27 protein-coding genes are annotated in these 25,111 nt (G+C 41.2%); 13 read left to right on the top strand and 14 right to left on the bottom strand.

Going from position 1 to position 25,111, the window contains the following annotated elements; all coding sequences use genetic code 11:
- Positions 1–19: 19 nt before the first annotated feature.
- From add to cyaY, 7 genes are all read right to left on the bottom strand, one after another.
- A complete protein-coding gene (add, locus tag AC27I2_RS17195) occupies positions 20–1,021 on the bottom strand; it encodes an adenosine deaminase (RefSeq protein WP_058403748.1) in 1,002 nt (333 codons plus the stop codon).
- 272 nt (positions 1,022–1,293) lie between these two features.
- Positions 1,294–2,406, bottom strand: coding sequence for a heme biosynthesis HemY N-terminal domain-containing protein (locus tag AC27I2_RS17200; RefSeq protein ID WP_487204967.1), 1,113 nt, complete (start codon positions 2,404–2,406; stop codon positions 1,294–1,296).
- Entirely contained in the window at positions 2,403–4,235 is a 1,833-nt protein-coding gene (locus tag AC27I2_RS17205) for a uroporphyrinogen-III C-methyltransferase (RefSeq protein WP_487204968.1), read from the bottom strand. The genes AC27I2_RS17200 and AC27I2_RS17205 overlap by 4 nt, the downstream gene beginning before the upstream one ends.
- Complete coding sequence (gene hemC / locus AC27I2_RS17210; protein ID WP_487204969.1) at positions 4,236–5,174, bottom strand: hydroxymethylbilane synthase; 939 nt, start codon at positions 5,172–5,174, stop codon at positions 4,236–4,238.
- Positions 5,175–5,209: 35 nt separating this feature from the next.
- Positions 5,210–6,175 (bottom strand): DUF2914 domain-containing protein, encoded by a 966-nt coding sequence (locus AC27I2_RS17215; RefSeq protein ID WP_487204970.1) that lies wholly within the window; start codon positions 6,173–6,175, stop codon positions 5,210–5,212.
- A 22-nt stretch (positions 6,176–6,197) separates the two neighbouring features.
- On the bottom strand, positions 6,198–6,854 hold the full coding sequence (locus AC27I2_RS17220; protein ID WP_138528111.1) for an alpha/beta hydrolase: 657 nt from the start codon (positions 6,852–6,854) through the stop codon (positions 6,198–6,200).
- A complete protein-coding gene (cyaY, locus tag AC27I2_RS17225) occupies positions 6,851–7,174 on the bottom strand; it encodes an iron donor protein CyaY (RefSeq protein ID WP_058403725.1) in 324 nt (107 codons plus the stop codon). Before cyaY ends, AC27I2_RS17220 begins: the two co-directional genes overlap by 4 nt.
- A 157-nt stretch (positions 7,175–7,331) precedes the next feature.
- On the opposite strand from cyaY, the gene lptM reads away from it, so the two are divergent.
- The 7 genes from lptM (at position 7,332) to AC27I2_RS17260 (ending at position 12,348) form a co-directional block, all read left to right on the top strand.
- Positions 7,332–7,526: an LPS translocon maturation chaperone LptM gene (gene lptM / locus AC27I2_RS17230; RefSeq protein ID WP_058403724.1), complete on the top strand. Its 195-nt coding sequence runs from the start codon at positions 7,332–7,334 to the stop codon at positions 7,524–7,526.
- On the top strand, positions 7,527–8,780 hold the full coding sequence (gene lysA / locus AC27I2_RS17235; RefSeq protein ID WP_058403723.1) for a diaminopimelate decarboxylase: 1,254 nt from the start codon (positions 7,527–7,529) through the stop codon (positions 8,778–8,780). It begins immediately after the preceding gene.
- Between the two features lie 64 nt (positions 8,781–8,844).
- Positions 8,845–9,675 carry a diaminopimelate epimerase gene (gene dapF / locus AC27I2_RS17240; RefSeq protein WP_010557932.1) on the top strand — a complete coding sequence of 277 codons (831 nt, stop codon included), beginning with the start codon at positions 8,845–8,847 and terminating at the stop codon, positions 9,673–9,675.
- The gene (locus AC27I2_RS17245; RefSeq protein WP_487204971.1) at positions 9,672–10,283 is read left to right on the top strand and encodes a DUF484 family protein; all 612 of its coding nucleotides are present in this window, start codon (positions 9,672–9,674) and stop codon (positions 10,281–10,283) included. Before dapF ends, AC27I2_RS17245 begins: the two co-directional genes overlap by 4 nt.
- The gene (locus tag AC27I2_RS17250) at positions 10,280–11,224 is read left to right on the top strand and encodes a tyrosine recombinase XerC (RefSeq protein WP_487204972.1); all 945 of its coding nucleotides are present in this window, start codon (positions 10,280–10,282) and stop codon (positions 11,222–11,224) included. The genes AC27I2_RS17245 and AC27I2_RS17250 overlap by 4 nt, the downstream gene beginning before the upstream one ends.
- Before the next feature lie 9 nt (positions 11,225–11,233).
- Positions 11,234–11,944 carry an HAD-IA family hydrolase gene (locus AC27I2_RS17255; RefSeq protein ID WP_487204973.1) on the top strand — a complete coding sequence of 237 codons (711 nt, stop codon included), beginning with the start codon at positions 11,234–11,236 and terminating at the stop codon, positions 11,942–11,944.
- A 47-nt stretch (positions 11,945–11,991) separates the two neighbouring features.
- Positions 11,992–12,348: a HopJ type III effector protein gene (locus AC27I2_RS17260; RefSeq protein WP_487205043.1), complete on the top strand. Its 357-nt coding sequence runs from the start codon at positions 11,992–11,994 to the stop codon at positions 12,346–12,348.
- A 37-nt stretch (positions 12,349–12,385) separates the two neighbouring features.
- Here AC27I2_RS17260 and AC27I2_RS17265 read toward each other — a convergent pair whose 3' ends face one another.
- Both AC27I2_RS17265 and AC27I2_RS17270 read right to left on the bottom strand, forming a co-directional pair.
- Positions 12,386–12,793 carry a GNAT family N-acetyltransferase gene (locus AC27I2_RS17265; RefSeq protein ID WP_487204974.1) on the bottom strand — a complete coding sequence of 136 codons (408 nt, stop codon included), beginning with the start codon at positions 12,791–12,793 and terminating at the stop codon, positions 12,386–12,388.
- A 41-nt stretch (positions 12,794–12,834) separates the two neighbouring features.
- Positions 12,835–13,140, bottom strand: coding sequence for a DUF6482 family protein (locus AC27I2_RS17270; protein WP_006792473.1), 306 nt, complete (start codon positions 13,138–13,140; stop codon positions 12,835–12,837).
- 91 nt (positions 13,141–13,231) lie between these two features.
- On the opposite strand from AC27I2_RS17270, the gene AC27I2_RS17275 reads away from it, so the two are divergent.
- From AC27I2_RS17275 to AC27I2_RS17285, 3 genes are all read left to right on the top strand, one after another.
- Positions 13,232–13,924, top strand: coding sequence for a pseudouridine synthase (locus AC27I2_RS17275; RefSeq protein ID WP_487204975.1), 693 nt, complete (start codon positions 13,232–13,234; stop codon positions 13,922–13,924).
- Between the two features lie 99 nt (positions 13,925–14,023).
- Positions 14,024–14,398, top strand: a complete 375-nt coding sequence (locus tag AC27I2_RS17280; protein WP_487204976.1) for a BlaI/MecI/CopY family transcriptional regulator — start codon at positions 14,024–14,026, stop codon at positions 14,396–14,398.
- A gap of 9 nt (positions 14,399–14,407) precedes the next feature.
- The gene (locus AC27I2_RS17285) at positions 14,408–15,619 is read left to right on the top strand and encodes a M56 family metallopeptidase (protein WP_487204977.1); all 1,212 of its coding nucleotides are present in this window, start codon (positions 14,408–14,410) and stop codon (positions 15,617–15,619) included.
- A gap of 86 nt (positions 15,620–15,705) precedes the next feature.
- Here the strand turns inward: AC27I2_RS17285 and AC27I2_RS17290 are convergent, their stop codons facing one another.
- Positions 15,706–16,089 carry an MAPEG family protein gene (locus AC27I2_RS17290; RefSeq protein ID WP_487204978.1) on the bottom strand — a complete coding sequence of 128 codons (384 nt, stop codon included), beginning with the start codon at positions 16,087–16,089 and terminating at the stop codon, positions 15,706–15,708.
- Positions 16,090–16,343: 254 nt separating this feature from the next.
- On the opposite strand from AC27I2_RS17290, the gene AC27I2_RS17295 reads away from it, so the two are divergent.
- Together AC27I2_RS17295 and AC27I2_RS17300 are read left to right on the top strand one after the other, a co-directional pair.
- Positions 16,344–17,222, top strand: coding sequence for an EamA family transporter (locus tag AC27I2_RS17295; RefSeq protein WP_487204979.1), 879 nt, complete (start codon positions 16,344–16,346; stop codon positions 17,220–17,222).
- A gap of 17 nt (positions 17,223–17,239) precedes the next feature.
- Positions 17,240–17,926 carry an alpha/beta fold hydrolase gene (locus tag AC27I2_RS17300; protein ID WP_487204980.1) on the top strand — a complete coding sequence of 229 codons (687 nt, stop codon included), beginning with the start codon at positions 17,240–17,242 and terminating at the stop codon, positions 17,924–17,926.
- Between the two features lie 59 nt (positions 17,927–17,985).
- Here the strand turns inward: AC27I2_RS17300 and AC27I2_RS17305 are convergent, their stop codons facing one another.
- From AC27I2_RS17305 to AC27I2_RS17320, 4 genes are all read right to left on the bottom strand, one after another.
- Positions 17,986–18,303: a DMT family transporter gene (locus tag AC27I2_RS17305; RefSeq protein WP_219422857.1), complete on the bottom strand. Its 318-nt coding sequence runs from the start codon at positions 18,301–18,303 to the stop codon at positions 17,986–17,988.
- Positions 18,303–19,835, bottom strand: coding sequence for a GNAT family N-acetyltransferase (locus AC27I2_RS17310; RefSeq protein WP_487204981.1), 1,533 nt, complete (start codon positions 19,833–19,835; stop codon positions 18,303–18,305). Before AC27I2_RS17310 ends, AC27I2_RS17305 begins: the two co-directional genes overlap by 1 nt.
- 88 nt (positions 19,836–19,923) lie before the next feature.
- Positions 19,924–20,772: an MBL fold metallo-hydrolase gene (locus tag AC27I2_RS17315; protein ID WP_487204982.1), complete on the bottom strand. Its 849-nt coding sequence runs from the start codon at positions 20,770–20,772 to the stop codon at positions 19,924–19,926.
- A 57-nt stretch (positions 20,773–20,829) separates the two neighbouring features.
- Positions 20,830–23,112 (bottom strand): penicillin acylase family protein, encoded by a 2,283-nt coding sequence (locus AC27I2_RS17320; RefSeq protein ID WP_487204983.1) that lies wholly within the window; start codon positions 23,110–23,112, stop codon positions 20,830–20,832.
- Between the two features lie 147 nt (positions 23,113–23,259).
- On the opposite strand from AC27I2_RS17320, the gene ycaO reads away from it, so the two are divergent.
- A complete protein-coding gene (gene ycaO, locus AC27I2_RS17325) occupies positions 23,260–25,020 on the top strand; it encodes a 30S ribosomal protein S12 methylthiotransferase accessory factor YcaO (protein ID WP_487204984.1) in 1,761 nt (586 codons plus the stop codon).
- Positions 25,021–25,111: the final 91 nt, after the last annotated feature.

A 25,111-nucleotide genomic window follows, 5' to 3' on the forward strand; every position in this document is an offset into this window, starting at 1 on the left:
GCATATTTATTTGCATTACTTAACGTGCACTCACTTGTGCTAGTAGTGCTTTTTTATCGCCGTCACTTAAAAATGCAATTTCTAAGGCATTAGCTTGGGCTTTTTCTATATCAGCCTGAGACAGGCCTGCTTTGGGTGCTGCAATGGTATATTCATGCTCTATTTCAATACCTTCAACAGCCGGGTCATCTGTATTAAGACAAGCAAGAATACCATGATCTAAAAACTGTTTAAGTGGATGCGTAGCTAGGTCGGTAACTGTACTGGTTTGAATATTACTGGTTAAACACGATTCAATACCAATGCGGTTATCACGCAGGTAATCCATTAATCCTGGATCTTCAATTGCTTTTACACCATGGCCAATTCTACTTGCACCTAATTCATTAATTGCTTGCCAAATACTTGGAGCGCCAAGTGCTTCGCCAGCATGAATTGTTGACGCTAAATACGCATCACGCACTTGCTTAAAGTGCTCAATAAATAATTCACCCGGAAAGCCAATTTCATCGCCCGCTAAATCAACCGCCACTAAGTCATTTTTAAACGCAAGTAATGCATCAAGCTCATACTGGCACGTTTTAACACCATAAGTACGCGACAAAATACCAATTAAGTTTGCTTTAATATTGGTATTCTTTGTTGCTGATTTAATACCATCAACCACGGCTTCTACAACACCTTGTGGGTGTAAACCTTGGCTTTGCGACATGTAGTAAGGGCTAAAACGAAGTTCAACGTAGTCAAGGCCTTGCGCTTGCGCATCTTCAATATTTTCAATAGCAATACGGCGGCATGCATCGTAATCGCCAAGTACCGTTACGCCCCAGTCTAGCTTTTGTAAAAAAGCCACTAGGTTTGGCTCTGGATCTATAACTTGAACATGAGGAATTAATTGTTCAACGTTATCTGCGGGTAAATCAATATTAAACTGACGACCAAGTTCTAGTATGGTTTGCGCGCGAACATTACCATCTAAATGACGGTGAATATCTAGCAAAGGTAGTTTTCTATTGATCATAGTAGCACCCAGTTTAATTAAATTTTTGCGCATAATACGCAGATAGAGGTATTTTTCAAGTCTATACGCTTTGTAATATTATTAAGCGGTCATATGTCTGCTTTTTGTGCAAAATATTCACGCACTTAACAATAATCTGTATAAAAATAGTATCGCCTTACTTTTTTATTGTTTCGCTAAATTTAAAAAATACCTATAAAAAAGCACAGGTAAAGCATTTATAAAACGCCTATAACCTGTGCCTAAAATATATAACTAATCAGCTAGTAAACTTATTTGTTATATAAAACGAGTGCCTTTTCAGCCTGTGCCGTGTTTTTATAACTCAAGGCTGCTTGGTCTGCAAATTGGTGTTTATTATCACCATTAAGCGCTTTATCAAATACACGTGCCGCTAAGTCATAATCACTTTGTGCATTAGCAAGACATGCCAGCGACAACAGCAGCGCTGTATTGGTGTCGTCTTTTTTAAGGCGATCTTGGATACTGGCTTGTAACTTGTGCGCTTCACCATGGTTTGCATTATTTAAAATAGCAGCAAGCTCATCATGTTGGCTGGCTTGCTTAACCATTTTAGTTAAATCGCCCTCAATAACGGCAAGCTGACCTGTTGCAGCCATTTGAGTTAAATATGCAGTCTGTGCATGAGTGTGTAGTTTTCGTGGTAATTGTTTGTATTTATTTGTTAATTCATCAGCTGATTGAGCCGAAAAATAGGCAGAAAATACACGCGTCCACTGCTCACTAGAAAACACTTTTTTACGCAGTAGCTTGGGTAAAAACTCTTCAAGTGCACTAAAGTGCTGCTGTTGTACTAATACCTCAGTGTACAGTTTAAGTTCAAGGGCGGTGGCTTTTTTAGCTTCTGCATTCACACGCAACTGCGATTCAATCGCACTGCTATCGCCACTTGCCAACCATAGCTTTGCTACTTTTAATTGCTGCTCTGGGCTTATTTCAAATAATCGCTCAAGCGCTTTATCTGCCTCGTTGTTAGCAAGTGCTGCTTTAGCTAAAAGCGCTAAACGAATATCGTCAAATTTTTCTGGCACACTGTTATCAAAAAGTGCGCGCTCTACCTGTTCGTAATCGTCATTTATAGCACTGAAAAGGGCTTGTTCAATTGCGGCGAATTTACGCTCTTCACTGCGGGCAAAAAAACCATGCTTGGTATTTCTATAAATTGATAATAAATAACGTGTTAGTTTGTAACTAATATATAAAACTGCCGCAGACAATACAGCCATAATACAAAACGAAACAATAGTGCCTTCAATGGTCGTATTATTAAACGAGATAAGCACATAACCTTTTTCGTCAAGTACAAAAGGGGTAACCGCAATTACAACAACAACAGCTACAATTAAAATAATTAGCCATATCATTGCGCCCACTCCTTAACCATTTGCGTGCTTTGCAGTGTGACCTCTTGGCTGAAATTAAGTGGTTCTTTTTCTAATTTAGATAGCGTATTTAGTGTTGATTTAGTCGCTGCATCATCTTGCTTAAAGTATTCACCAATTAAGCGCTTTGCTTCGCTTAATGCATTAAAATATATACTGGCTTGTTTACTTAGTAGCGCATCTTGTGCCTGCGCTATATTAAGCTTAATTCGCTGGTTAATTAAATTGCGCTCTTGATCAGTTAGTAATGGCTCAATTGCTATACCTTCATGGCGCCTAATTGTAATAAAACTATCAACAATTTTATTCCAACTGTTACTGATATTTTGCTGCCAATCGTTAATATCTTCGCTGAGTGCATTTTCATCAACTTCCCGTGGTTCCTCTGGTAAATTGACCGCGTTAAACACCAGTTCATCAATTCGGTTAAGAACACTATTTAGCTGCAAATAAATAGCCTCGGTAGCAACCGGTTTTAAACTATCAAGCGTTTGTATGTCTTGCATAATAGATTGGCGAAGTTCAATTGTACCAGGGTGCTCACTTAACAGTCCGTCTAAACGCTTTAGTACAGCGCTTGCGCCTTGGTAGTCTTTTTCTGCCCACAGTTTAAATTCAGCCATACGCTGCAAACTAGTTACTTCTTGTGGGTTTAAAGATGAGCCTTGTTGCTGCGCTTTTTGTAGTGCGTTTTTTAATGCTTGCTGATTTTCAAGCGTGCTTTGCGCTAACGCCTCAGATACTTTTTCTTCGCTATTAAATAGCGCTTGTTGCAAGCTCACTTGAGAAGACTTAAGAACCGCTAGCTCTTGCTGAAGTAGCTTATTTTGCTCGCTAAGTTCGTTAACAAATGTATTTTGCGCTTTACCTGCATTTAGCTTTTGATAAAACTCGTAACCAACTCCAGAGGCCACAACCAACGATATTAACAATGCAAGAGAAGCCACTTTACTAACTTTTTGTTTGTCATTTGCTGGTTTGTTTTTTACGCTTGCTGGCTCATTTTTAACTGATGCTGAACTCGAGGCTGTTGATGTTGTGTTTTCTGTTGTTATTGACTTAGGTTGTTCACTCATGCTGCTACCTTGCTGATTAATACAGGTAAACATAGCGTTATCGCTAGCCCCTGCTGCAATATGTATATTTGCCAAACTTACGTGTTGTTGCTGTAAATATGCGGCTATACGCTCGCTGGCAACATAAAAGTGGCACTGTTGTAACCATTGTAATTGTTGTGCAGCAAGGGGGGTAAATATGGCATCAACTGCTGCATTACTTGTTATGACTATACCGTGTACATTGTTGCTTTGCCAGTGGTCAGTCCAGTTACTAGTTAAATCGGATACTGGCTCACGTTCATAAACAACACAATTATTTAAAAACGCACCGCGCTCTTTTAGGACCTTGGCTATATCGGGTCGACCACCTTGCCCTTTGACCAATACAATATTGCTGCCATCGACCTGAGCCAACGACTTAAGAGCCAATACCCCTTCAGAATCGAACTGTTTAGGAGTTGCTGCACGCACACCAAATAATTCATATATTGTATCGGCAGTTTGCTGCCCTACAGCATAAAACTGCGCTTTAATGTTTATATCGGGCTTTAATTGTGCCAGTGCTTTAACAGCATCCTGAGAGATAAAAATAATTTTATCTGCATTAATAAGTGGGCTTAGTTGAGTACTAGAAGGCGTTAAATAGTTAATATTTAAAACAGGAAACAACGACGTCTGATAACCCGCTTGCTCAAGTTTTTCAGCAAGGGCTACACCTTTTCCTTCTGGCCGAGTTATCAGAATATGTGTCATTTATGCGTCTCTGTATACGTCAGCTAAAATTTTATCTGCGCCTTGAGCAAGTAATTTTTCAGCCAGCTCTATTCCGAGTTTTTCGGCATCGTTAATATTACCCGCAACTTCGTCACGTAAAATTTCGCTGCCATCAATTGCGCCTACAAGCCCTCGTAAATGAACCTGCTCGCCATCAACTAACGCATAAGCGCCAATTGGTACTTGGCAACCGCCTTCTAAACGACGGTTCATGGCACGCTCTGCGTTAACACGAATACGCGTGTGTGCGTGTTCAAGCGGTGCTAATAACGCTTTAGTTACGTCATCTTCAATTCGACACTCAATACCTACAGCACCTTGGCCATTTGCAGGCAACGATACTTCTGGTTCAATATAATCCGCAATACGCTCGCCCATTTCTAAACGAATAAGCCCTGCCGCTGCTAAAATAATGGCATCGTATTGCCCATCATCTAATTTAGCTAGGCGTGTATTCACGTTTCCGCGTAAATCACTGATTTCTAAGTCAGGTCTTAGTGCTCTAATTTGGCACTGACGACGTAAGCTAGATGTACCTACAATGGCCCCCTTCGGTAACTCATTTAAGTTGGCAAAGTTATTTGATACAAATGCATCACGAGGATCTTCACGCTCGCAAATGGTATGAAGCGCTAGCCCTTCTGGAAATTCAACAGGCACGTCTTTCATTGAGTGCACGGCAATATCAGCTCGGCCATCTAACATGGCTTGCTCAAGCTCTTTTACAAATAACCCTTTGCCGCCTATTTTGGCCAATGGGGTATCTAAAATAATATCCCCTTGTGTCGACATAGGGACTAACTCAACACGTACATCATCATGAAAATGCTCTAGCTGAGCTTTTACAAACTCAGCTTGCCATAACGCTAGGGCGCTTTTGCGAGTTGCTATACGTACTAATTTTGTTTTTTCTGTCATAGGGGTATCCAATTAATTACTGCGGTTAGCATTATTTAGTTAGCTAACACTCTAAATTCTTTTTGGGCAATTAAATTACCTTGCTCGTCAACAACGTCTACACGCCAATGGCCTGTTTGCGTGTTCATAATATTTTTTGTTGAATAAGTTCTGTAACGCGGCGAAGTAACATTAAGTGTAATTTCGGCCATTGTCTCACTTTCAAAATACCAAATATGTTTAACTTGCTGACCTTGAAGCCCTTTTAGTTCACTAAAAAACGATAATGTTCCTTCAAATTGACTCATACGCACATCTGCCGCAAACACATTTACAGGCTCTCGCTTTTCAACACTGCGAGTCAGAACCGCACGGCTTATTTTACCAGTATCAATTTGGGCCCCTAATGCAACACTTGCAATATGCGCATTGTCAGGAAATCTATCTGTACCAAATAAGGTAACATCATCGCTTTGCGGAGCGTCTAGTAAGGTGTCTATATCCGCAGATTGCTCGGGTAAAGGGTTAACTTCGCTTTGTGCATCGCTGTTTTGTGTTGATGAAATTATTTCGCTGTTAGATGTGTTAGCCAACTCAGCAGCTTGCAGAGCTACTATTACATTATCTAACTCAGGCTGAACGGTCACTGGCTCTGGGTTACTTTTGTTTGAGATATCGATGTTAACAACATCTTCAGCAGAGACCATTTGCTTTGCAGCTAACCCGTCAGTATTGGCAGCACTTATTTGCGACTGGCTATTGGGTTCATCGTGTATTGGGCTTTCAATGACCTCATTACTTTGTGTGCTATTAGAAATTAAAAGCTCTGTTTGTTCATTGGGGTGAGCGCCTTGATCTGCATTTACTGAGCTGGTTAAACCATATATCACGGCCGCAGATGTCATTACTATCAACATAGCCAAACTCACAATACGACGCCAATGCCATTCATAACTTACCGTAGGTAGGCTGTTTTGTGGCTCGCGTTTTACATTTGCTTTAATAACTATTTTTTGACTCATATTGACCTCAGCGGCTCCAAAATTAGCTTAAACGGGCAATTAACCAGTGGCGAATAGCGTGTAACTCTTCTGCACATACTTGATGTGCCATTGGGTATTCTTGCCAGCTTACATCCATGTTATGTGCTGTTAATACATCAAATGCACTTTTACCCGCACTCATTGGTACCACGTTATCTTGGCTACCATGTGCCATAAATACATTTAAATCGGTATGCTTTACTTCATCTGTGAATTTATGCGGCGCGCACATATAAGTAGACAATGCCATAACACCCGCTAGCTTTTGCTCAAAACGTGGTGCTAAGTGAAGCGACACAACACCACCTTGTGAAAAGCCTGCCAAAATAATTTTGTTAGCTGGTATTCCGTTTGCTATTTCTGTATTTATAAGGGCTTCTACCTTTTCGGCAGACTCTCTAACACCTTCTTCATCGGCACGTTTATCAAGCTCAATTGACTTAATATCGTACCAAGAGCGCATTTCCATACCGCCATTTATGGTGACCGGTTGCACAGGTGCATGAGGAAAAACAAAACGCACACCTAACTCATCTGGTAAGTTTAATTGCGGCGCTACAGGGGCAAACCCATCACCCGAATCACCCAACCCATGTAACCAAATAACGGTAGCTTTATGAGCGCTCTGTGCAGGGTATTGAACAAATTCTAAACTCATAGTGACGATTGCCATTTAATTTCTTGGCCAGCTTGGCGAGTTGACGCTTCGTTAATGAACTCCCAAAACTCTGCACCAGAGCGGTTATCAATCCATTGACCGTCACGCATTTCAAAATGATGACCATTAAATTTAGTTGCTACCCACACTTGATGAAGAGGCGCTTGCTTATTGATCACAATTTTACTTTTATCAGGAAAAATAATTTCTAAAATACCTTGCGCTGATTCGTAATCTAAATCGGCTTCACAATCATCAACTTGCTCTTCAATTGTGAACATAAGAGCTTCGGCTAATTGGTGATATTCGTGTTCAGTCATTGTTGATTCCTTTGCAGGCGAGCCGCCTAATATTGGGTACGTAATTGCGTTAAAAACATGCAGCTAGTGTAACAGGAATAAAATCATCCGCGAATAGCTGCATTTTTTAGATATTCTGTTACTCTGCGATTATAAAGCCAGCAACAATATTAATCTAATGAAAGCGACACATACCTTACAATTAAAAAAACTATTAATTAGCACGGCCCTATTTGGCGCATTAGCTGGCTGCGGACAAAGCGGCCCGTTATATTTGCCTGAACAACAGGCCCAGCAAAACCAACCAGAAAACACGATGACGCCTAACACGCAGGCCAAGCAACCCACTACCCCAGTAAAGCAGGAGCAATAAATGGATTTTTTTAACTATAAAAACAACCAATTGTTTGCTGAAGATGTAAGTATTGCCGCAATTGCTCAGCAATATGGTACGCCTTGCTATGTGTATTCTCGCGCAACATTTGAGCGCCACTACCTTGCGTTTGCTAATGCGACTAAAAGCCATAAAAGCTTGGTATGCTATGCCGTTAAAGCAAACTCTAATATTGCCGTATTAAATATTTTAGCGCGCTTAGGTTCGGGTTTTGACATTGTTTCAAAAGGTGAGCTAGCGCGTGTAATTAAAGCCGGAGGAGACGCCGGTAAGGTGGTCTTTTCAGGCGTTGCTAAAACCGCTGACGAAATAGCGTACGCATTAAAATTAGGGATTAAATGCTTTAACGTTGAATCAGCCTCTGAATTAGAGCGTATTTCAGAGGTTGCGTGCGAGCTTAACTTAGTGGCGCCAATTTCTATTCGCGTAAATCCCGATATAGATGCTAAAACGCACCCTTATATCTCCACAGGTCTGAAAGAAAACAAATTTGGCATTGATATTCAAACCGCTGTAAGTGTTTATCAACAAGCTGATGCTTTACCAGGCTTAAACGTAATAGGCGTAGATTGCCATATCGGTTCGCAGTTAACCGAAGTAAAACCATTTTTAGAAGCGCTAGACAAACTCCTTGCGTTAATAGATGAGCTAAAAAATGTCGGGATAGAATTAAGCCATTTAGATATAGGTGGTGGGTTAGGTGTCCCTTACGACAACGAACAACCACCTCATCCTAGTGAATACGCTGAGCAAGTAACCGCTCGCCTAGAAAACTACCGCCATTTAGAACTTATTTTTGAACCAGGTCGTGCGATTGCAGCAAACGCAGGGGTATTAATTACGCAGGTTGAGTTTATTAAACAAAACCAAAGTAAGTTTTTTGCCATTGTTGATGCTGGCATGAACGACATGCTTCGCCCTTCTCTTTATCAAGCGTGGCAAAAAATTATTCCTGTGTCGGTTCGTGATGACGATACGCCAACTCACAACTTTGATATTGTTGGGCCCGTATGCGAAACCGGTGACTTTTTAGGAAAAGACCGAGAACTAGCGCTTAAACAAGGCGATTTACTCGCGCAGCGCAGTGCTGGGGCATATGGCTTTACAATGAGTTCAAACTATAACTCTCGCCCACGCGTAGCTGAAATAATGGTAGACGGTCAGCAGCACCATCTTATCCGCGAACGTGAAACCATTGAGAGTCTTTATCAAGGTGAGAAAATTTTACCATAAACGTTTTTGCCAACTAGCTGCTCTGTGGCATGATTACCACAGAGCAAACACGAATTAGAGCGCTATGTTAGTTAATTTTTCCAAAATGCACGGCTTAGGCAACGACTTTGTTGTTATTGATAATATTACACAAAATGTATTTTTATCACGAGATCAAATTAAAAAGCTGGCTGATCGCCACTTTGGCATTGGCTTTGACCAATTACTCATGGTTGAAGCGCCATACTCCCCCGATCTCGATTTTCATTATCGTATTTTCAATGCCGATGGTACCGAAGTAGAACAATGCGGGAATGGCGCACGTTGCTTTGCACGTTTTGTTCGTATGAAAGGCCTGACTAACAAACACAAAATTAGCGTATCAACCAAATCGGGTAATTTAACGCTATACATAGAAAAAGACGGCCAAGTCACGGTTAACATGGGGCACCCTAATTTCGAGCCAAGCAAAATACCGCTTAAAGCCAGCAAACGTGAACTCACCTACATTATAAGGGCAGAAGAACACACCGTATTTAGTGGCGCAGTCTCTATGGGGAACCCACACTGTGTACTTGAAGTTGACGATATTACGACAGCGCAGGTCGATGTATTAGGTCCACTGCTTGAAAACCACGAACGTTTTCCACAGCGCGCTAACATTGGGTTTATGCAAGTTATATCGCAAGAGCATATAAAGCTAAGAGTATGGGAGCGCGGCGTAAATGAAACACTCGCATGCGGAACAGGCGCGTGTGCAGCTATGGTCATTGGGCATATGCAAAGTAAGCTTTCAAGCGCGGTACAAGTCGACCTCCCTGGTGGCACTCTTCAAATACGCTGGAGTGGAGAAGGTCATCCGGTACGAATGACAGGCCCCGCTGAGCACGTGTTCGACGGACAAGTTGCATTATGAGTAAGCTGAGCGAGGAGCAAATTACTAGCTACCTGCTCGCAAATCCTGACTTTTTAGTTAAACACCCAGATGTGCTTGCTCAGCTAGAGTTGCAGCAGCAAGCGCAAGGGGCAACGTCACTCGTGCATATTCAACATCGCCAATTGCGTGAGCACAATACACGTTTAAAAAAGCAAATCGACACCATGAGTAAACATGCTGTTCAAAATGAGCGAGTGTACTGTTTACTTAGCCAATGCCATCGCCAACTTTGGCGCCATGATGACTTTGATGCAATCGCTAAAAACTTACACGCTATTGTGTGCTCAAATGACGACATAAGCGACTTCAAATTATTAAAATACACTCCTGACTTTGACGAACTCATTGAACATCGCCTCAGCAATTCTGGGTATTATTTAGGGCGTATTACAACGCAAGAGCGTGCATTACTTTTTAGAGATGACACGCAATCTGCGGCTATTTATTTAATTGGCGATGCAAAGCAGCCTAGTGCCATACTGGCATTTGGCAGCAACAACGTGAACCATTTTGAACCCGCACAAGACAACCTATTTATGTTGGATTTTATTAGCGCCCTGCAACTAAGGTTACAAAAACTCGCATGAGTGATGATGCGCCTAATATAAGCGAATTAAGTGACAACTGGCGCACACCCATTACGCTATTTAGCGACTACCTAAAATTTGAAAAACAATATTCAGCGCACACCGTCAATCAATATGTCAGCCAACTTGGCTTTGCAGCGCTTTATTTCAATAAATTATGCGATGACTGGTTTGGCGTACAAGCAGAGCATATTCGCCGCTACAGTATGGCTTTACGCGCCAAACAATTAAGTGGCCGAACCATTAGCTTAAAATTGAGCTGTATCAGAAGTTTATATAAGTTTTTAAAAGCCAAAAATATTGCACAGCAATCGCATTATCATAACCCTGCGACCGGCATTAAAGGGCCCAAATTTGCCAAGCCTTTACCTAAAAATCTTGATGTTGATCAAATGGCGCGGTTGCTCGAAATACCCGACGACGACCCTTTAGCAGTCAGAGATAAAGCCATGATGGAACTTATGTACTCATCAGGTTTACGTATTAGCGAGTTAGTTGGCGCTAACATGCAAGATATTAATGCCAAAAGTGGTGAAATATTAGTGCGTGGTAAAGGTAACAAAGAACGCCTTATTCCCGTGGGAACGAAGGCATTAGAAGCATTAAAAAAATGGTTAACCGTGCGGCCTCAATTTGCAAAACAAGACGAGCCCGGCGTATTTTTAAGTAGCCAAAAAAATCGTATCTCAATTCGCCAAGTGCGTTTGCGTATGCAAGAGTGGGGAATAAAGCAAGGGATTAGCTCACAGGTGCATCCGCATAAGTTACGCCATTCATTTGCATCACATATTTTAGAATCGTCGGGTGATTTACGCGCTGTACAAGAACTGCTTGGCCACAGCAGCTTGTCGGCCACACAAGTGTATACCCATTTAGATTTTCAGCATTTAGCCAAGGTGTACGACAACACACACCCGCGCGCTAAAAAACAAACTGATTAGGAAATTACAATGATCCGATTTAATCGTGCAATACGCCCTTTTTCTGTCATGAGCTTTGATTTAGACGACACCTTATACAACAACCACCCGATTATAAAAGCAGCTGTTAACGCCCAACAAAATTACTTAAATGCATTACCACGCTACCAAGAACAAGGCCCACAATACTGGCAACAATGCCGAAAACTTGCCGCTCAACAACAACCCGAGCTTAAAGATAATGTAACGCAGTGGCGCAAGCATACATTGCGTTTAGCTCTATCTAAGTTGGGATTTACTGAACAAGAAGTAGAACTGCACGCTAGTAGTGCCTATAACGCTTTTGCCGATGCACGCAGTAACATTGTAGTCAGCGACGACGTATTAGCGCTACTTGATAACTTAGCGCAACGTTTTACCTTAATCGCCATAACCAATGGCAATGTTGAAATAGAACGCTTTAATTTACACAATAAGTTTGAGCTAGTCCTACAAGCGGGCATGCATGGTAAAGCTAAACCTCATAGCACCTTATTTGACAAAGCAGCTGCGCACTTAAAAGTCGCCAAAAGCGACATACTCCATATTGGTGACAGCCTAGATACCGACGTACAAGGCGCCAATAACGCAGGTTGTCAATCAGTGTGGTTAAACGATCAAGGCGCTAAGTATACGTACAAGGGGCTGGCCGATGTTGAAATTGAGAATATTCACGCATTAACGCATTTTATTCGTTCATAAAATGCGTTAAGTAAATTACCCTTACCCATTAAATTTAGGGAACAATGATGACTTTAAACGAATACCTTAAATCACTTGCTGAAAACCCAAAAAACATTCAATTTACCGATACAATGGCGGTGATCGAAGCCAATTACGATTTTACGGCTTGCGCCTTTAATAACCACGGGTTGCTGAGTTCAGCGAGTGAAAATAACGGTTCATGTAAAATTTTTGCGTTTGCCAAACTCAATGGGCTTAGCAAGCAAAACACTTTAGATTGCTTTGGTAAGTTTTATCGCGAAGACGTACTACAAAATCCTAACGGTGACGATCATATGAACATTCGCGCGTTTATGTTATCGCCAGAGGCGACCCCATTTTTGGGCGTTACATTTGAAGGCGAGCCGTTAACAGCCAAATAACTAGGGGCTAAGTAAAAAATTAGAGTACCGGTATCAATTAAAGTAATTTTTCCATAAAGTAGCGGGTGCCGCAAAGTGGGTAATTATCAAGTTGATACTTCACACTGTATCCACGTTTTTCATAAAAAGGTTTGGCTTGAAAATCAAGTGTATCAAGCTGAGCTTTTTTGGCGCCAAGCAATATTGCAGCTTGCTCTAGTTCAGCGAGTAAATGCCCGGCAAGGCCTTTATTGCGCACTCTTTCACTGCACCAAAGCCAGTTTATAATTAGCCAATTACCAAATACGCAACCACTAATACCAGCCACCAATTCGTTACTGTCGTCAACAAACTTGTAGCCGAGTGGCACTCTTTGCGCATCGAAATGCTGGGCATTAAATTCAACCATTTCACTACGTAACGTTGAGTTTAACGCATCACTATTGTCTGCTTGTAATTGGTACATATTGCGCTTCTTAAAAAGCAGATACTAACAAACTCATACCGTCAAAACAGGTTATTTTTACCAAAGGGCACTTCAAGCAGATTACTTGAGGTTTTTTCTGGTTGACCACACATTTCGTCATAAGCACTTGTATGGCGGAGCATCATTTGTGCGTACGCTATTTTTTCAAATCGCTTTTGCACATGTAGCGGGCTTACTGCTCTTACAAACTCGCCATCTTCTTCTGTTACGTAATATTCAACGTTATTAATAATCACAGACACTTGGTAAAGCGCCATTTCTAGTGAGTGAACAACTACTTTTTGTAGTGGCTCATGATTTTTTAGTTCAGAAAATTTCATACCCATTTTGTTCACCTAAATTAAATATTGCTATATCGATACGCAGCTTTGCTATAATCGCGATCAGTTTTTTATTGCCAACCAACGAGTATATTTTATGAGCACCAAAATCCGACTGGCTAAATACATTGCTCATGCCGGTGTGTGCTCACGTAAACAGGCATCGCGTTTAATTGATGAAGGGGTGGTAACAGTAAATAATCGCCCTGCTAATCATATTGATCACGTTAATGAGCAAGACGAAGTCATAGTTAATGACCAAGCAGTTAAAGGCGCAGCTGATTTAGTTTATTTTGCGTACCATAAGCCAGTAGGTATTGACTGTAAATTAAATAAAAATGACCCTACAAGCCTTATTCACCACTTACCTACACTCACTCGTGTTTACCCTATTGGCCGATTAGATAAAGACTCTCGGGGCTTGCTTATTTTGACCAACGATGGCGATTTTTGTAACCAGCTAATCCATCCTGACTTCCACCAGCCTAAGCATTATATAGTCACAGTAAATAAACCTATAAATAACGCGTTTTGTGAAAAAATGGCCGCAGGCGTCCCTGTTGATAAACAAGTAACCTTACCGTGTGAAGTAACTAAAATAGCTGACAACCAATTTAGTATTATTTTAAAACAAGGGCTTAACAGGCAAATACGTAAAATGGCGCATTACTGCGGCTTTAAAGTAATTGATTTATTTAGAGTGCAATTTAGCGATCTACCCCTTTCAAAACTAAACCTCCCTGAAAGCCACTACATACAAATTAGTAAAACTGATATTTCAAAAATCTAACCTTCGTTTAAGTAGCACACAAAAAAATTAAAAAATAACCTTGCAAAAATAGATTACAGGTGTAGTCTTAAATTAAAGATTACATTTGTAGGCAATAAAATGATTGAGTTATCAAAAGCAGAATTTGAAGTACTTGACGCACTTTGGATTAATTACCCTGCCACCGCCAGCCAAATTATTGAGCGCTTAAGCGATGACAAACAATGGCACGAAAAAACCATTAAAACCTTACTGGGTCGATTAGTTAAAAAAGGTGCACTGTCGTTTGAAAAAGACGGTCGCCAATATATTTATACCCCCTGCATGGAGCGCGCCGACTACACCCTAAAAGAAAGCCAAAACTTTATTGAGCGCTTTTTTAGTGGCCGCATAGCACCACTGGTAAGCGATTTTGCTAAATCGGAGCAGCTTTCTCAGCAAGATATAAATGAGCTTAAAAAAGTCATTGATGACTGGGAAAAAAACCAAAAGTAAGGACTGGCTATGGATATTCAAACACTATTTAACTGGTTGCTAGAGCAGCAATTATTGCTCAGCATAATGCTTGGTGGCTTTATTGTATGTGAGCGTTTTAGTTTAAGGCTGCTTGGCCCATGCTTTGTGTATAAATTAGTATGGCTGATTCCAGCTTCATTACTGGCTACAAACTTACCGAGCTCCATTAAACCTCTGCAAAATAGTGCTATTAGCCATTATTTGATCACGCCTAACCAGTCGCTTATTAATAATTTAAGCCTAAATTGGGCTGTGCTTTATGTATTAGTTACTCTACTACTTTTGACCATTGCGTTTATTGTTCACACTCGCTTTATTAAAAACCTGCAAATCAATTATTTAGTTGATAACGAGCACTCCATTACCTCTCACGTTAAAACGTATACAAGTAACCATATTGCGTCGCCAATGGTAGTGGGTATTTTTCAAAGCAAGCTCATACTGCCCAGCAATTATAGAAGCCAGTTTGATAAAGCCACTTTGGCGCTTATTTTAGAGCATGAATCTGTGCACATAAAACGCAAAGATAACCTAATAAATGCCCTGCTGTTACTGGCTACTATTTTATTATGGTTTAACCCGCTCGCGTGGATGGCATACGCAAGCTGTAGGCGCTTACAAGAGCTCACGTGTGATGAACGGGTACTTGCCAATAAAACCACACACCAACACATTTTATACAGCAGAGCCTTAGTTAACTGCGCGGCAACAACGCCCGCAGGCCTAATGGCTTATTCACACTACGGAGATAAAAAAACCATGTTACAACGACTTACCAATATAAAGCACAGTGGCAATCGCTCTCGCTTTGCCAAAGGTGGCTTACTGCTTGTTGCAGCAAGCATGTTAAGTACGCTCGCTATTGCAAAGCAACCGCAAGTAGAAGGTGCTAAAAGCGATCACATTTCACCAATAATTCGAATTGAGCCACGCTATCCTGCCCAAGCAGCTAAGCAAGGCATTAGCGGCTCGGTGGTATTAAAATACGATATTGCCGCCAATGGCAGAACAAAAAACATTAGTGTAATTCAATCTAAGCCGTCAGACGTTTTTGATAAATCAGCTAAAGAAGCCTTGGCAAAGTGGGAATATAAAATGTCTGAGGCAGGCTTTGATGATGTACTCGTACAGCTAGATTTTGCTATAAACAGCGAGGTTGCACATACCGATTTAATCGAGCGAATTAAAGTATCGCATTAATGCTATCGAATTATGCCATTAAGTAATGCAAGAGCACAAAGCAAGCGCCCTTTTAGGCCGCTTGCTTTGTGGTTTTAACAATAAAATTAGATACTCACTACAATCATGGCAATGGCAGTGCCTAAGCCAATAAACCATACAAGCGAACGTATAATATCCAGGTTCAACCAATAAAAAATACAATACAATGTACGCGAAACTATATGAGTAACCGCCAAGGTTTCGGTTACTGCATTTACCGAGTTAGTACCCAATACCACTGCAATAGCAACAGCAAAAACAGTAAGTGATTCAAAACAATTTTGATGAGCAGCGAGCGCACGCGCACCAAAACCCGTTAGTTTTGCTTGCTGGGAACGAGGGTGTTTATTGTCGTACCGGCCAAGCTTTGCCATCGCAACGGCCACAGGTACTTTTGCAAAATAAGGCATTAATACAGCTAATAATGTACACACCACTAATGTTGTCATAGTTTATTCTCTTATTATAAAACCAGATTATTTAGCAATACATATAACATACACGCACAAAAAAAGCCGCCCAAACGTTTTATGACATACGCTGGCGGCTAAACAATAACATCACACTTACTATAGCTAAGTTTACTCATAAAGCCGTGCGGCATAATGTCGCAGATGATGAATACTCACTATCACCCTTAATGCATCGCATTAATCACTAAAGATTGTTAACTTAAAGACCTTATTTTTTACCGACGAATACCATGACTTGGATCTTTTTCACATTTTTAGCCGCCTTTATGCAAGCCTGGCGAAATGCCCTGCAAAGTAAATTAAGTAACAATGTAAGTGTTGCTGGCGTTACCCTTTCACGTTTTATTTTAGCGGGCCCCATTGCTGCCGTTTATTTATATGGCCTTTATCAATATCAAGATACCGCCATGCCTACGTTTAATAATGCCTTTTGGGGATTTATTATTGGTGCAAGCGTTATGCAAATACTTGCCACGGGTTTAATGGTAAAGCTATTTAAAATGAACAATTACGCCGTAGGTGCAGGGCTTGCTAAAAGTGAAGCGTTAGTCGCGGCTATTTTAGGCGTATTATTTTTTGGCTCTGCGCTCAGTGTACTTGGCTGGTTAGGAGTATTTTTAGGCGCTATTGCGGTGCTTTTACTTAGCGGTATAACCAGCGTAAAACACTTTGATGCTAAAACAGCGTTACTTGGCCTGGCCTGCGGCACAAGCTTTGCCCTTACATCGCTTTGGGTACGTGAAGCGAGTTTAAATTCAGGGTTATTATTTCCGCACTCGGCTGCATGGGTTTTACTGTTTGTAATAAGCTCACAAACGCTTATATTACTTGGCTATTTATTACTTAAAGAGCCACATACCCTTAGTAAACTTTGGCATTATAAAGGCACCACAACAGCCATTAGTATTTTTAGTTGTGTAGGATCTATTGGCTGGTTTAGTGCAATGAGTTTACAGCACGTGGCGTATGTTAAAACGCTTGGGCAGGTTGAAGTATTTTTTACGATGCTAATAGCTGTACTTTGGCTAAAGCAACCACTTAAAAAACAAGACACCGCTGGCTTAATCCTAATAGCCATTGCCGCTATTTTGGTGATGCTTCCGTCATAGATTGAAAAGGATTCTAATTGAAAATAATACTACTTCCAGGACTTGATGGAACAGGCATGCTTTTTAAAGAAATACTTAAAGCACTTCCTGTCACTTTAGATATTCAAGTGGTCTGTTTAGACGAACTTGAAGGCGATAGCTATGCTAAAAAAGCGCAATACTTAGCTGAACATTTGAAAAGTACTGAATTATTTATTGTGGCAGAGTCATACTCTGGGCCAATAGCATATGAGCTATGTAATATATTGGGTAGTAATGTAAAGCAGATTATATTTTTAGCAAGTTTCATTTCGGCCCCTAGCTCGCTATCAAGGTATGCCTATCTAATCCCTATATTTGCCATTAAGGCATCAAAATTAAATATATGGCTATTAAATAAAATGGGGTTTGCAAGCTCTGGAAATGAAAGCCAAATTTTAGATGTATTTAAATCAATTAGTTTCGCAAATAAAGCTAAACTAAAAAATAGACTGCAAAACATATCTCGATTGCGTAAACCTCAAAATATACACGCTACACCTGTGGTGTATATCAAACCTACAAACGACTTATTAGTTAATAACCGTGCTGTTGATGAGGTAAAAAGCGTATTTAATAATACAAGGGTTGTCACAATATCTGGTGGGCATTTTATTGCTCAAACACACCCAATTGAATGTGCAAACATTATAAAAAGAGCGGTAGAAGAAAATAAAACGACTTAATATTTTTAATTTAAATTAAAACGGCGCTAGTGAAATCAGGCGCCGTTTTAAAATATAAGCTAAGAACTTATTTTTAGCGTTATCACACCGCAAATAATCATGAGTACACCTGCAATGCGGCCAAACGTGGCTGCATCACCGTAAAATAATATACCCACTAAAAACGTACCCGCAGCACCTATTCCGGTCCATACTGCGTAGGAAGTACCCATTGATATTTGCTTTTGTGCAAGCCACAACATAAAGCCACTGGCTGCTAAAAACGCCACAGCCATTGCAATACCCTGCCAGCGAGTGTCGGGTTGTTGTGAAATTTTTAAACCAATTGGCCAGCCTACTTCAAGCAGGCCTGCAATGACTAAATAAACCCATGCCATTAAACATCTCTCTTTTTCAAAATTACGTCGTATAAATCTTCACGGCGATCTTTTAAATTACGCACCGTCCCTTCGCTATGAAGGATTTTTAGCTTATCCATATCAAGGTCGCTAAATAATAACATTTCGGTATTCGGTGTGGCTTCATTGAGTGTTGCATCGTGCGGAAAAGAAAAATCAGACGGCGTCAATACTGCCGATTGCGAGTACTGTACGTCTAAGCTTTCTACCTCAGGTAAGTTACCTACTGAGCCTGCAATAACCACATAACATTCGTTTTCTATTGCACGCGCTTGCGCACAATGGCGCACACGTAAATAACTATTTTTAGTATCGGTCCAAAACGGCACAAAGAGTATATCAAGCCCCTGTTTGGCTAATATTCGCGAAAGCTCAGGAAACTCCACATCGTAACAAATTTGAATACCTACACGTCCAGCATCGGTATCAAACACGGCAATTTTGTCGCCGCCTTGAATAACCCAATCATTTTGCTCATGCGGGGTTATGTGTATTTTGCGCTGCTCGTCTATTTTACCGCTACGGTGACATAAGTAACTTACGTTATAAATTTTATCGTCTTCGGCAAGCGGCATAGATCCGGTAATAATATTAGCGTTATATTCTATTGCCATACGCGACATCGCGTTTTTAAACGTCTCTGTATATTCTGCTAAATAACGGATTGCTTCAGTTTGATTATTTTGATCGCCTAAGCCCATAAGTGGCGCGTTAAAAAACTCAGGAAATAATATAAAATCGCTTTTGTAGTCAGATACCGTATCTACAAAGTATTCAACCTGCTTAAGCATTTCTTCAACCGAATCAACACAACGCATTTGCCATTGCACCGCGCCTACACGCACGATTGATTTAGTTGACTCGAGCACGGTATCGGTAGGCTCATACATTATGTTATTCCACTCAAGTAAGGTGGCGTAACCTACAGACTCTTGATCCTCCGGGAGATACTTTTTAAGTAACCGCTTTACCTGAAAGTCGTTAGAAAGCTGAAAGCTTAAAATTGGGTCGTAAAGCTCTTTTTGGTCAACCTTTTCAATGTATTCCATTGGTGTCATTTCACTGCTGTGATTGTAATAACGTGGAATACGGCCACCAGCTAAAATAGCGCGTAAGTTATATTGGCGGCACAATTCTTTACGGGCATCATAAAGGCGACGCCCTAAACGCATGCCTCGGTGAGTTTCGCTAATAGCAACATCTAAGCCGTACAGCGCATCCCCATCGGTATCGCTAAATACACGGTCATGGCCGTCGGCTATGTCTTCGTAGGTGTGCGGATTTGAAAAGCGTGCGTAGTCTACTTGCACGCTCAGCGCTAAGCCCACCAGCACGCCATCATCCACTATGCCTATTTGCCCTTCAGGGAACTGATCAATTAATCTAAAAATAGTATGGCTTGGCCATGCGCCACCTAAGTCTGGGTAGGCTTGATCCATTAGCGTTTTTATTTGTGGATACTGCTCTTTGGTCAAGTTACAAATTTCTAGGTGGGTTTTTTCTGCCGACATACACAACTCCTTGGGGCATGGGAACAAAAAAGCTGAGCAAATGCTCAGCTTAATAAACTATATTATGCGTGCTAACTCACTTTACAAGTTACTTTAAGCTACGATAAAACAACGTGGTTACTCGCTCTTTTGGTAGCCAATTTGCGTATTTAAGACCCAGTTCTGATAGTGGGTCAGCGTCAAGCACTTGCTGTAAACTCGCATCGTTTTGCATTGCCTTAAGCATAACATCTTTGGCCTTTTGCACCAGCTTACGATACGTTATCAGCCCTGAACGGTCACTTACTGGACCATGGCCCGGAATAACTTGAGTATTATCGTCAATTTGGTTAATAACATCGTCAACCGCCGCTAATACTCCATCAACACTGCCACCGCTATCTACATCAACAAACGGCAAGCTGCCAAAGTTAAAATAAATATCGCCCATGTGCACTATGTTGTCGTTACTAAAAAATATAACTGAGTCGCCATCGGTATGAGCATGCGCATAATGCACAACATGTGCGTGTTCGTTATTAAAATGCAGTTTTAAATCGTGGCCAAAACTAATACGTGGCAGGTAATCTGAGTTTGCACCGTGTTTTTCTTCTAATCGCTTATGTACGTTGTCGTGCGCAATGACATGTGCACCCGCTTTAGCAAAGTTTTCGTTACCGCCGGTGTGGTCGCCATGATGATGTGTATTAATTACAAACTCGGCGCTACCGGGTTTTAAATCACTAATGGTTTTTTTAATATCATCTGAGAGCTTAGCAAATTGGTCGTCAATAATATAAATACCGTCATCACCAACACTTGCAGCAATGTTGCCACCTTGACCAAATAATACATAGACGCTTTCACTGAGTTTTTCTGCGGTGACGGGGTTGTCGTCTGCATAAGCCGATGTGTTCAGTAGCAAACTGGTCATTAACGCGGGTAGTAATTTTTTCATTTTAGTTCTCCATTGTTAGAGTTATATAGAACGTTATTACTTGCATTTTGGCTCACACTATTTTGGTGAGATAACTATTTGATGCGCTAGAGTTTGTGGCAATAGCGGGGTTTGCTTACCTTCAATATAGTCGCTAAAACCAGCTCTATAAAACTCTGATAGCGGATGTCCCGACTGCCCACCCGGCACACTTAAAATAGCGTGCTCTAAATGCCCAGGTTGAGCAATAAAACGCTGCGATGCACCAAAATTTCGCCCTTGCACCGCGGGCATGTAAGTATCACCAAACCCTGTAGCAGTTGGCATATTAAATAACTTTGCCAATAGCGGGATTTGTTTTGCAAAAGGATGCTCTATTACCAGCTCGTTTACTTTACCCCACTGCCATTGCTTTATATTAGTACCAAATTGCTCACTCAATTTATTTACAGCTTTATCAAAAGCACCCACTAATTGTTCATCCCAACTATTAAATTGAAAATTAACCCAAGATGCAGGTTTATTGTTAATAAGTTGCCAAAGCGCAGGCTCTAATCCTCGTTTTATAGGTTTAAGAGTGCCTTTGTGCTCATTAAGAGTGACTTCAATATTGTTAAACACGAGGTTAATAACTTCGTCGCGATAGCGTTTAACCAAGGTATAACCTACCGAAGAAGCACATGCGCATTGCTGCCAGTTTTCAAGCTCTGTTATATACTGCGCATTTTTAACCTTATTGGTGTTTAACTGCTTGAGTAACAGCTCATGCCATGGCATTAAAAAGCGGGCTTGGTTATCAAGCTGTAGCGCGTAAAAGTCAGACTCTGCAAATGTGTTTTTTTCAAATAAGCGGTCTCTAATTTGACTTGAACGTGCACCTAATGCATAGCCGCCATTACCAAAGCGTGCATTATCGCTGGCGGATACAACCCGAGAATTCCCCGTCCATAATCGCCCACTGGACGGATTTTTAACAAATGGGCGATTAATTTCGTTTTGTTCAAAAAGTGCCGAATACTGCGTTGCATTTACACTTAACTCACTCGCAGTTGTTCGTGCCGGAATACCGCCTATATTTTTCCATGCCGCATTGCCTTGGCTATCAACGACCATTAAGTTCTGTACCGGAATACCAATATCACTTGCAAGAGCAAGCGCATCGTCTACAGTATCTGCCTGCTCAAGCTTTAATAGTTGCATGTTGACTGCATAAGGTTGATGCGCCGCCCAACTAAGTGCATAAGGCTTTTCGTTAATGTATTTTACTGGGCCGTATTCGCTCATTATTAACGAGTAAGGTTCAGCGCTTCCCTCTGATAATAAAATAGGCTCATCAACAAGCCATGTTTTGCTATCGTTATTAAGCGCTATCCAATCAGCGGTATCTAAATAACCGTTAGTAAACCCCCATGCAATTTTATTATTTGTTCCCACCACTATGGCTGGAGTGCCAGGAAGTGATACACCTGTTATCTGCATTGGCTTGTTATTTAACATATAATTGAGTTGTGCTCGGTACCAAATAACCGGTACTGCCATTGATAAGTGCATATCGTCAGACACCATTCCTGCGCCGGTTTTTGTAAGCTCTCCGGTGACTGCCCAATTATTACTACCAAGCTCTGGAGGGGCTTCAATGTGGGTTGCAACATGAGCCGTTTGCGTTGCGAGAACCGGCAGTTCACCTACAAACGGGGCTAATTTACTACCATCAAGTGCTGCTTGGTATTGACTAGGTTGCGTTAAAAAATCAACCATATTCTTGCTGTATATTTGCTCTAGCTGAATCAGAGTTTGATCGCGATTAAATGTCATGCTCTGTAAATCTAAGTACATGCTAAATATCACTAATAAGCTATCTTCACTTTGCCAAGGTTTTTGCGCCCCGCCTGTTAGTAGGTATTCAAAACTTGCATACCCTACTTGTGCCAGCCCTTCGTTCACGCCTTGTGCGTAGCTTTTTAATAATTGCTTATCGGTTTCAGGAAGAGTTTGTAAAATAGCGCGGCTACGCTTACGCAGTTGATGAAAGCGCATTTTTTTATCAAGTCCAAGGGCCGCCTTGCCAAATAATTCACTTAGCTCGCCTGCGGCGTTGCGCCTTAATAAATCCATTTGAAAGAATCGGTCCTGTCCGTGCGCATAACCTAATCCGTAAGCGGCATCGTTGCGGTTTTTAGCGTTGATAACAGCTTGGCCCAATGTATCGCGAGAAATTTTAACAGGTTCATTTACTGCCATACTGCGCCCGTTGCCATCAAGTGCTGGTAAACTCAAGCTAAGTACCCCATACACCACAGCGGTGCCACCCAGCCCTAAAATTACAATTAATAACAACAAGCGTTTGATTAGTTTATACATTGAGTTGCCCTTCCCCCCTTTACGTTGCCTATATAATAACCACAGTTTTATTAAATAATCATGATCTTGCTCGCAAAGGATGAAATAAACATCAAAATCCACGATAATGTCACTTCCACACATCGTGCAGAACTAGTTGAGATCAATATGACTGAAAAAACGTTTATCAAAGGTAAAGACCGCGATCTAGAATCGTCAATCTTTACCATGCAAAACAAGCTTAAAGCCCTGAACATTAATGTTGAAGAAGCGCTTTGGCTTAACCCTGTAGCTAACTGTTATTCGGTTCATATAAAAGACAGCGACTGCGGTGTTATGTTTACTAATGGTAAAGGTGCAACCGATAAGGCCTCTATTGCCTCTGCGCTAGGTGAATACTTTGAGCGTTTAAGCTGTAACTACTTTTTTGCCGACTTTTACTTAGGTGAAGAATTTGCCAACGGCGAGTTTACCCATTATCCAAACGAAAAATGGTTTAAAGTAGAAGGTGAAGAAGTGCCTGAGGGCATAATGGACGAAAGCCTGTGGGATTACTTTGACCCAGAGCGCGAACTTAACGCATCACACCTTTTTGATTTTAACTCAGGTAATAACGAGCGCGGCATTTGTACATTGCCATACACGCGCCAACGCGATAACCAAGACGTGTACATTCCGGTAAACGTGATTGGTAATATTTTTGTATCTAACGGTATGAGCGCGGGTAACACCAAATTTGAAGCGCGTGTACAAGGTTTATCAGAAGTATTTGAACGCGCAATAAAAAACCGCATCATCGCTGAAGGCATTTGTTTGCCAATCGTGCCTGAAGAGGTTGTTAAGCAATACCCACAAATTCACGAAGCATGTGAAGAGCTACGCAGCCATGGTTTTCATTTACGTATTGCCGATGCATCACTAGGCGGTAAATACCCAGTAATGAGCGTAACGCTGATTAACCCAACAGATGGCTCTGTGTTTGCCTCGTTTGGTGCTCACCCTTCATTTGAAGTAGCCCTTGAGCGTACCGTTACCGAGTTACTACAAGGTCGCCGCCTTGATCAGCTTGATGTATTCCAGCCAGCCACGTTTGATAACGACGAAGTAGCAACGCCTGAAAACATTGAACTGCACTTTATTGATTCTAGCGGTTTAATATCGCATGACTTTTTCCGTGCAACTCCCGATTTTGACTTTGTACATTGGGACTTTAGCGGTACAACAGAGCAAGAATACAACTTCTGTACTGACCTAATTCATAGCATGAACCACGACATTTACATTATGGATTACACGCACTTAAACGTGTATGCATGTCGTATTTTAGTACCTGGCATGTCAGACATTTACCCAGTAGATGAGCTTATTTGGCGTAACAACAACGAAGGCGCTAAATTCCGTGAAGCATTCCTATCGCTTGATCAGTACGATGCTGAGCAATGGATGGACATTTACGACAGCCTAGAAGAAGCTGGCCACAGCGATATTATTCGCGCAGCAGAGTTTATTGGCCTTGCAACCGATGCAGATACACCTTGGCATACGCTACGTATTGGTGAGCTTAAAGCGCATCTCTGTTTAGCCGCAGGCAGCGAAGAAGCTATTGATTGGGTTGATTGGATACTGCATACAGGCCAAGTAAACGAAGAGGCAATGCGCCATTTCCGCTGCTTAAAAGCCATTCTTGAAATTAAATACGATGACGAGCGTGAATACGCCGACTACCAAGATGCACTTGGTTTAATGTTTGGCAGCGACAACGTAACGATTGCGATTGAAATTGCCGAAGGCCGTACATTATTTAATGGTTTAACCTTCCCTGGTTTGTCGCTTAATGGCTTTAAAAAGCATGCAGCACTCCTAGATGGCTACCGTAAACTACATGTAGCTAAACAAAACCATTGGGCACGTGAAGTAAGCGACTCATAGTTTTAAACTGCTATTTATAAAAATAAAATGGCGCTTATGTTTAAGCGTCATTTTAATTTGTACAATAAATAGCTATAGTTGAGTAGCCTAA

The sequence above is a fragment of the Pseudoalteromonas sp. NH0006-46 genome (genome assembly GCF_057547735.1).

Coding starts and splice junctions, on each gene's coding strand:
- AC27I2_RS17320 (WP_487204983.1), bottom strand. CDS start 23,112: ATGTATAAACTAATCAAACGCTTGTTGTTATTAATTGTAATTTTAGGG.
- hemC (WP_487204969.1), bottom strand. CDS start 5,174: ATGACAGAAAAAACAAAATTAGTACGTATAGCAACTCGCAAAAGCGCC.
- AC27I2_RS17255 (WP_487204973.1), top strand. CDS start 11,234: ATGATCCGATTTAATCGTGCAATACGCCCTTTTTCTGTCATGAGCTTT.
- AC27I2_RS17305 (WP_219422857.1), bottom strand. CDS start 18,303: ATGGCATGGGTTTATTTAGTCATTGCAGGCCTGCTTGAAGTAGGCTGG.
- AC27I2_RS17275 (WP_487204975.1), top strand. CDS start 13,232: ATGAGCACCAAAATCCGACTGGCTAAATACATTGCTCATGCCGGTGTG.
- cyaY (WP_058403725.1), bottom strand. CDS start 7,174: ATGACTGAACACGAATATCACCAATTAGCCGAAGCTCTTATGTTCACA.
- AC27I2_RS17295 (WP_487204979.1), top strand. CDS start 16,344: ATGACTTGGATCTTTTTCACATTTTTAGCCGCCTTTATGCAAGCCTGG.
- add (WP_058403748.1), bottom strand. CDS start 1,021: ATGATCAATAGAAAACTACCTTTGCTAGATATTCACCGTCATTTAGAT.
- AC27I2_RS17200 (WP_487204967.1), bottom strand. CDS start 2,406: ATGATATGGCTAATTATTTTAATTGTAGCTGTTGTTGTTGTAATTGCG.
- AC27I2_RS17220 (WP_138528111.1), bottom strand. CDS start 6,854: ATGAGTTTAGAATTTGTTCAATACCCTGCACAGAGCGCTCATAAAGCT.
- AC27I2_RS17215 (WP_487204970.1), bottom strand. CDS start 6,175: ATGAGTCAAAAAATAGTTATTAAAGCAAATGTAAAACGCGAGCCACAA.
- AC27I2_RS17250 (WP_487204972.1), top strand. CDS start 10,280: ATGAGTGATGATGCGCCTAATATAAGCGAATTAAGTGACAACTGGCGC.
- lysA (WP_058403723.1), top strand. CDS start 7,527: ATGGATTTTTTTAACTATAAAAACAACCAATTGTTTGCTGAAGATGTA.
- AC27I2_RS17310 (WP_487204981.1), bottom strand. CDS start 19,835: ATGTCGGCAGAAAAAACCCACCTAGAAATTTGTAACTTGACCAAAGAG.
- dapF (WP_010557932.1), top strand. CDS start 8,845: ATGTTAGTTAATTTTTCCAAAATGCACGGCTTAGGCAACGACTTTGTT.
- AC27I2_RS17205 (WP_487204968.1), bottom strand. CDS start 4,235: ATGACACATATTCTGATAACTCGGCCAGAAGGAAAAGGTGTAGCCCTT.
- ycaO (WP_487204984.1), top strand. CDS start 23,260: ATGACTGAAAAAACGTTTATCAAAGGTAAAGACCGCGATCTAGAATCG.
- AC27I2_RS17260 (WP_487205043.1), top strand. CDS start 11,992: ATGACTTTAAACGAATACCTTAAATCACTTGCTGAAAACCCAAAAAAC.
- AC27I2_RS17245 (WP_487204971.1), top strand. CDS start 9,672: ATGAGTAAGCTGAGCGAGGAGCAAATTACTAGCTACCTGCTCGCAAAT.
- AC27I2_RS17265 (WP_487204974.1), bottom strand. CDS start 12,793: ATGTACCAATTACAAGCAGACAATAGTGATGCGTTAAACTCAACGTTA.
- lptM (WP_058403724.1), top strand. CDS start 7,332: ATGAAAGCGACACATACCTTACAATTAAAAAAACTATTAATTAGCACG.
- AC27I2_RS17270 (WP_006792473.1), bottom strand. CDS start 13,140: ATGGGTATGAAATTTTCTGAACTAAAAAATCATGAGCCACTACAAAAA.
- AC27I2_RS17285 (WP_487204977.1), top strand. CDS start 14,408: ATGGATATTCAAACACTATTTAACTGGTTGCTAGAGCAGCAATTATTG.
- AC27I2_RS17290 (WP_487204978.1), bottom strand. CDS start 16,089: ATGACAACATTAGTGGTGTGTACATTATTAGCTGTATTAATGCCTTAT.
- AC27I2_RS17280 (WP_487204976.1), top strand. CDS start 14,024: ATGATTGAGTTATCAAAAGCAGAATTTGAAGTACTTGACGCACTTTGG.
- AC27I2_RS17315 (WP_487204982.1), bottom strand. CDS start 20,772: ATGAAAAAATTACTACCCGCGTTAATGACCAGTTTGCTACTGAACACA.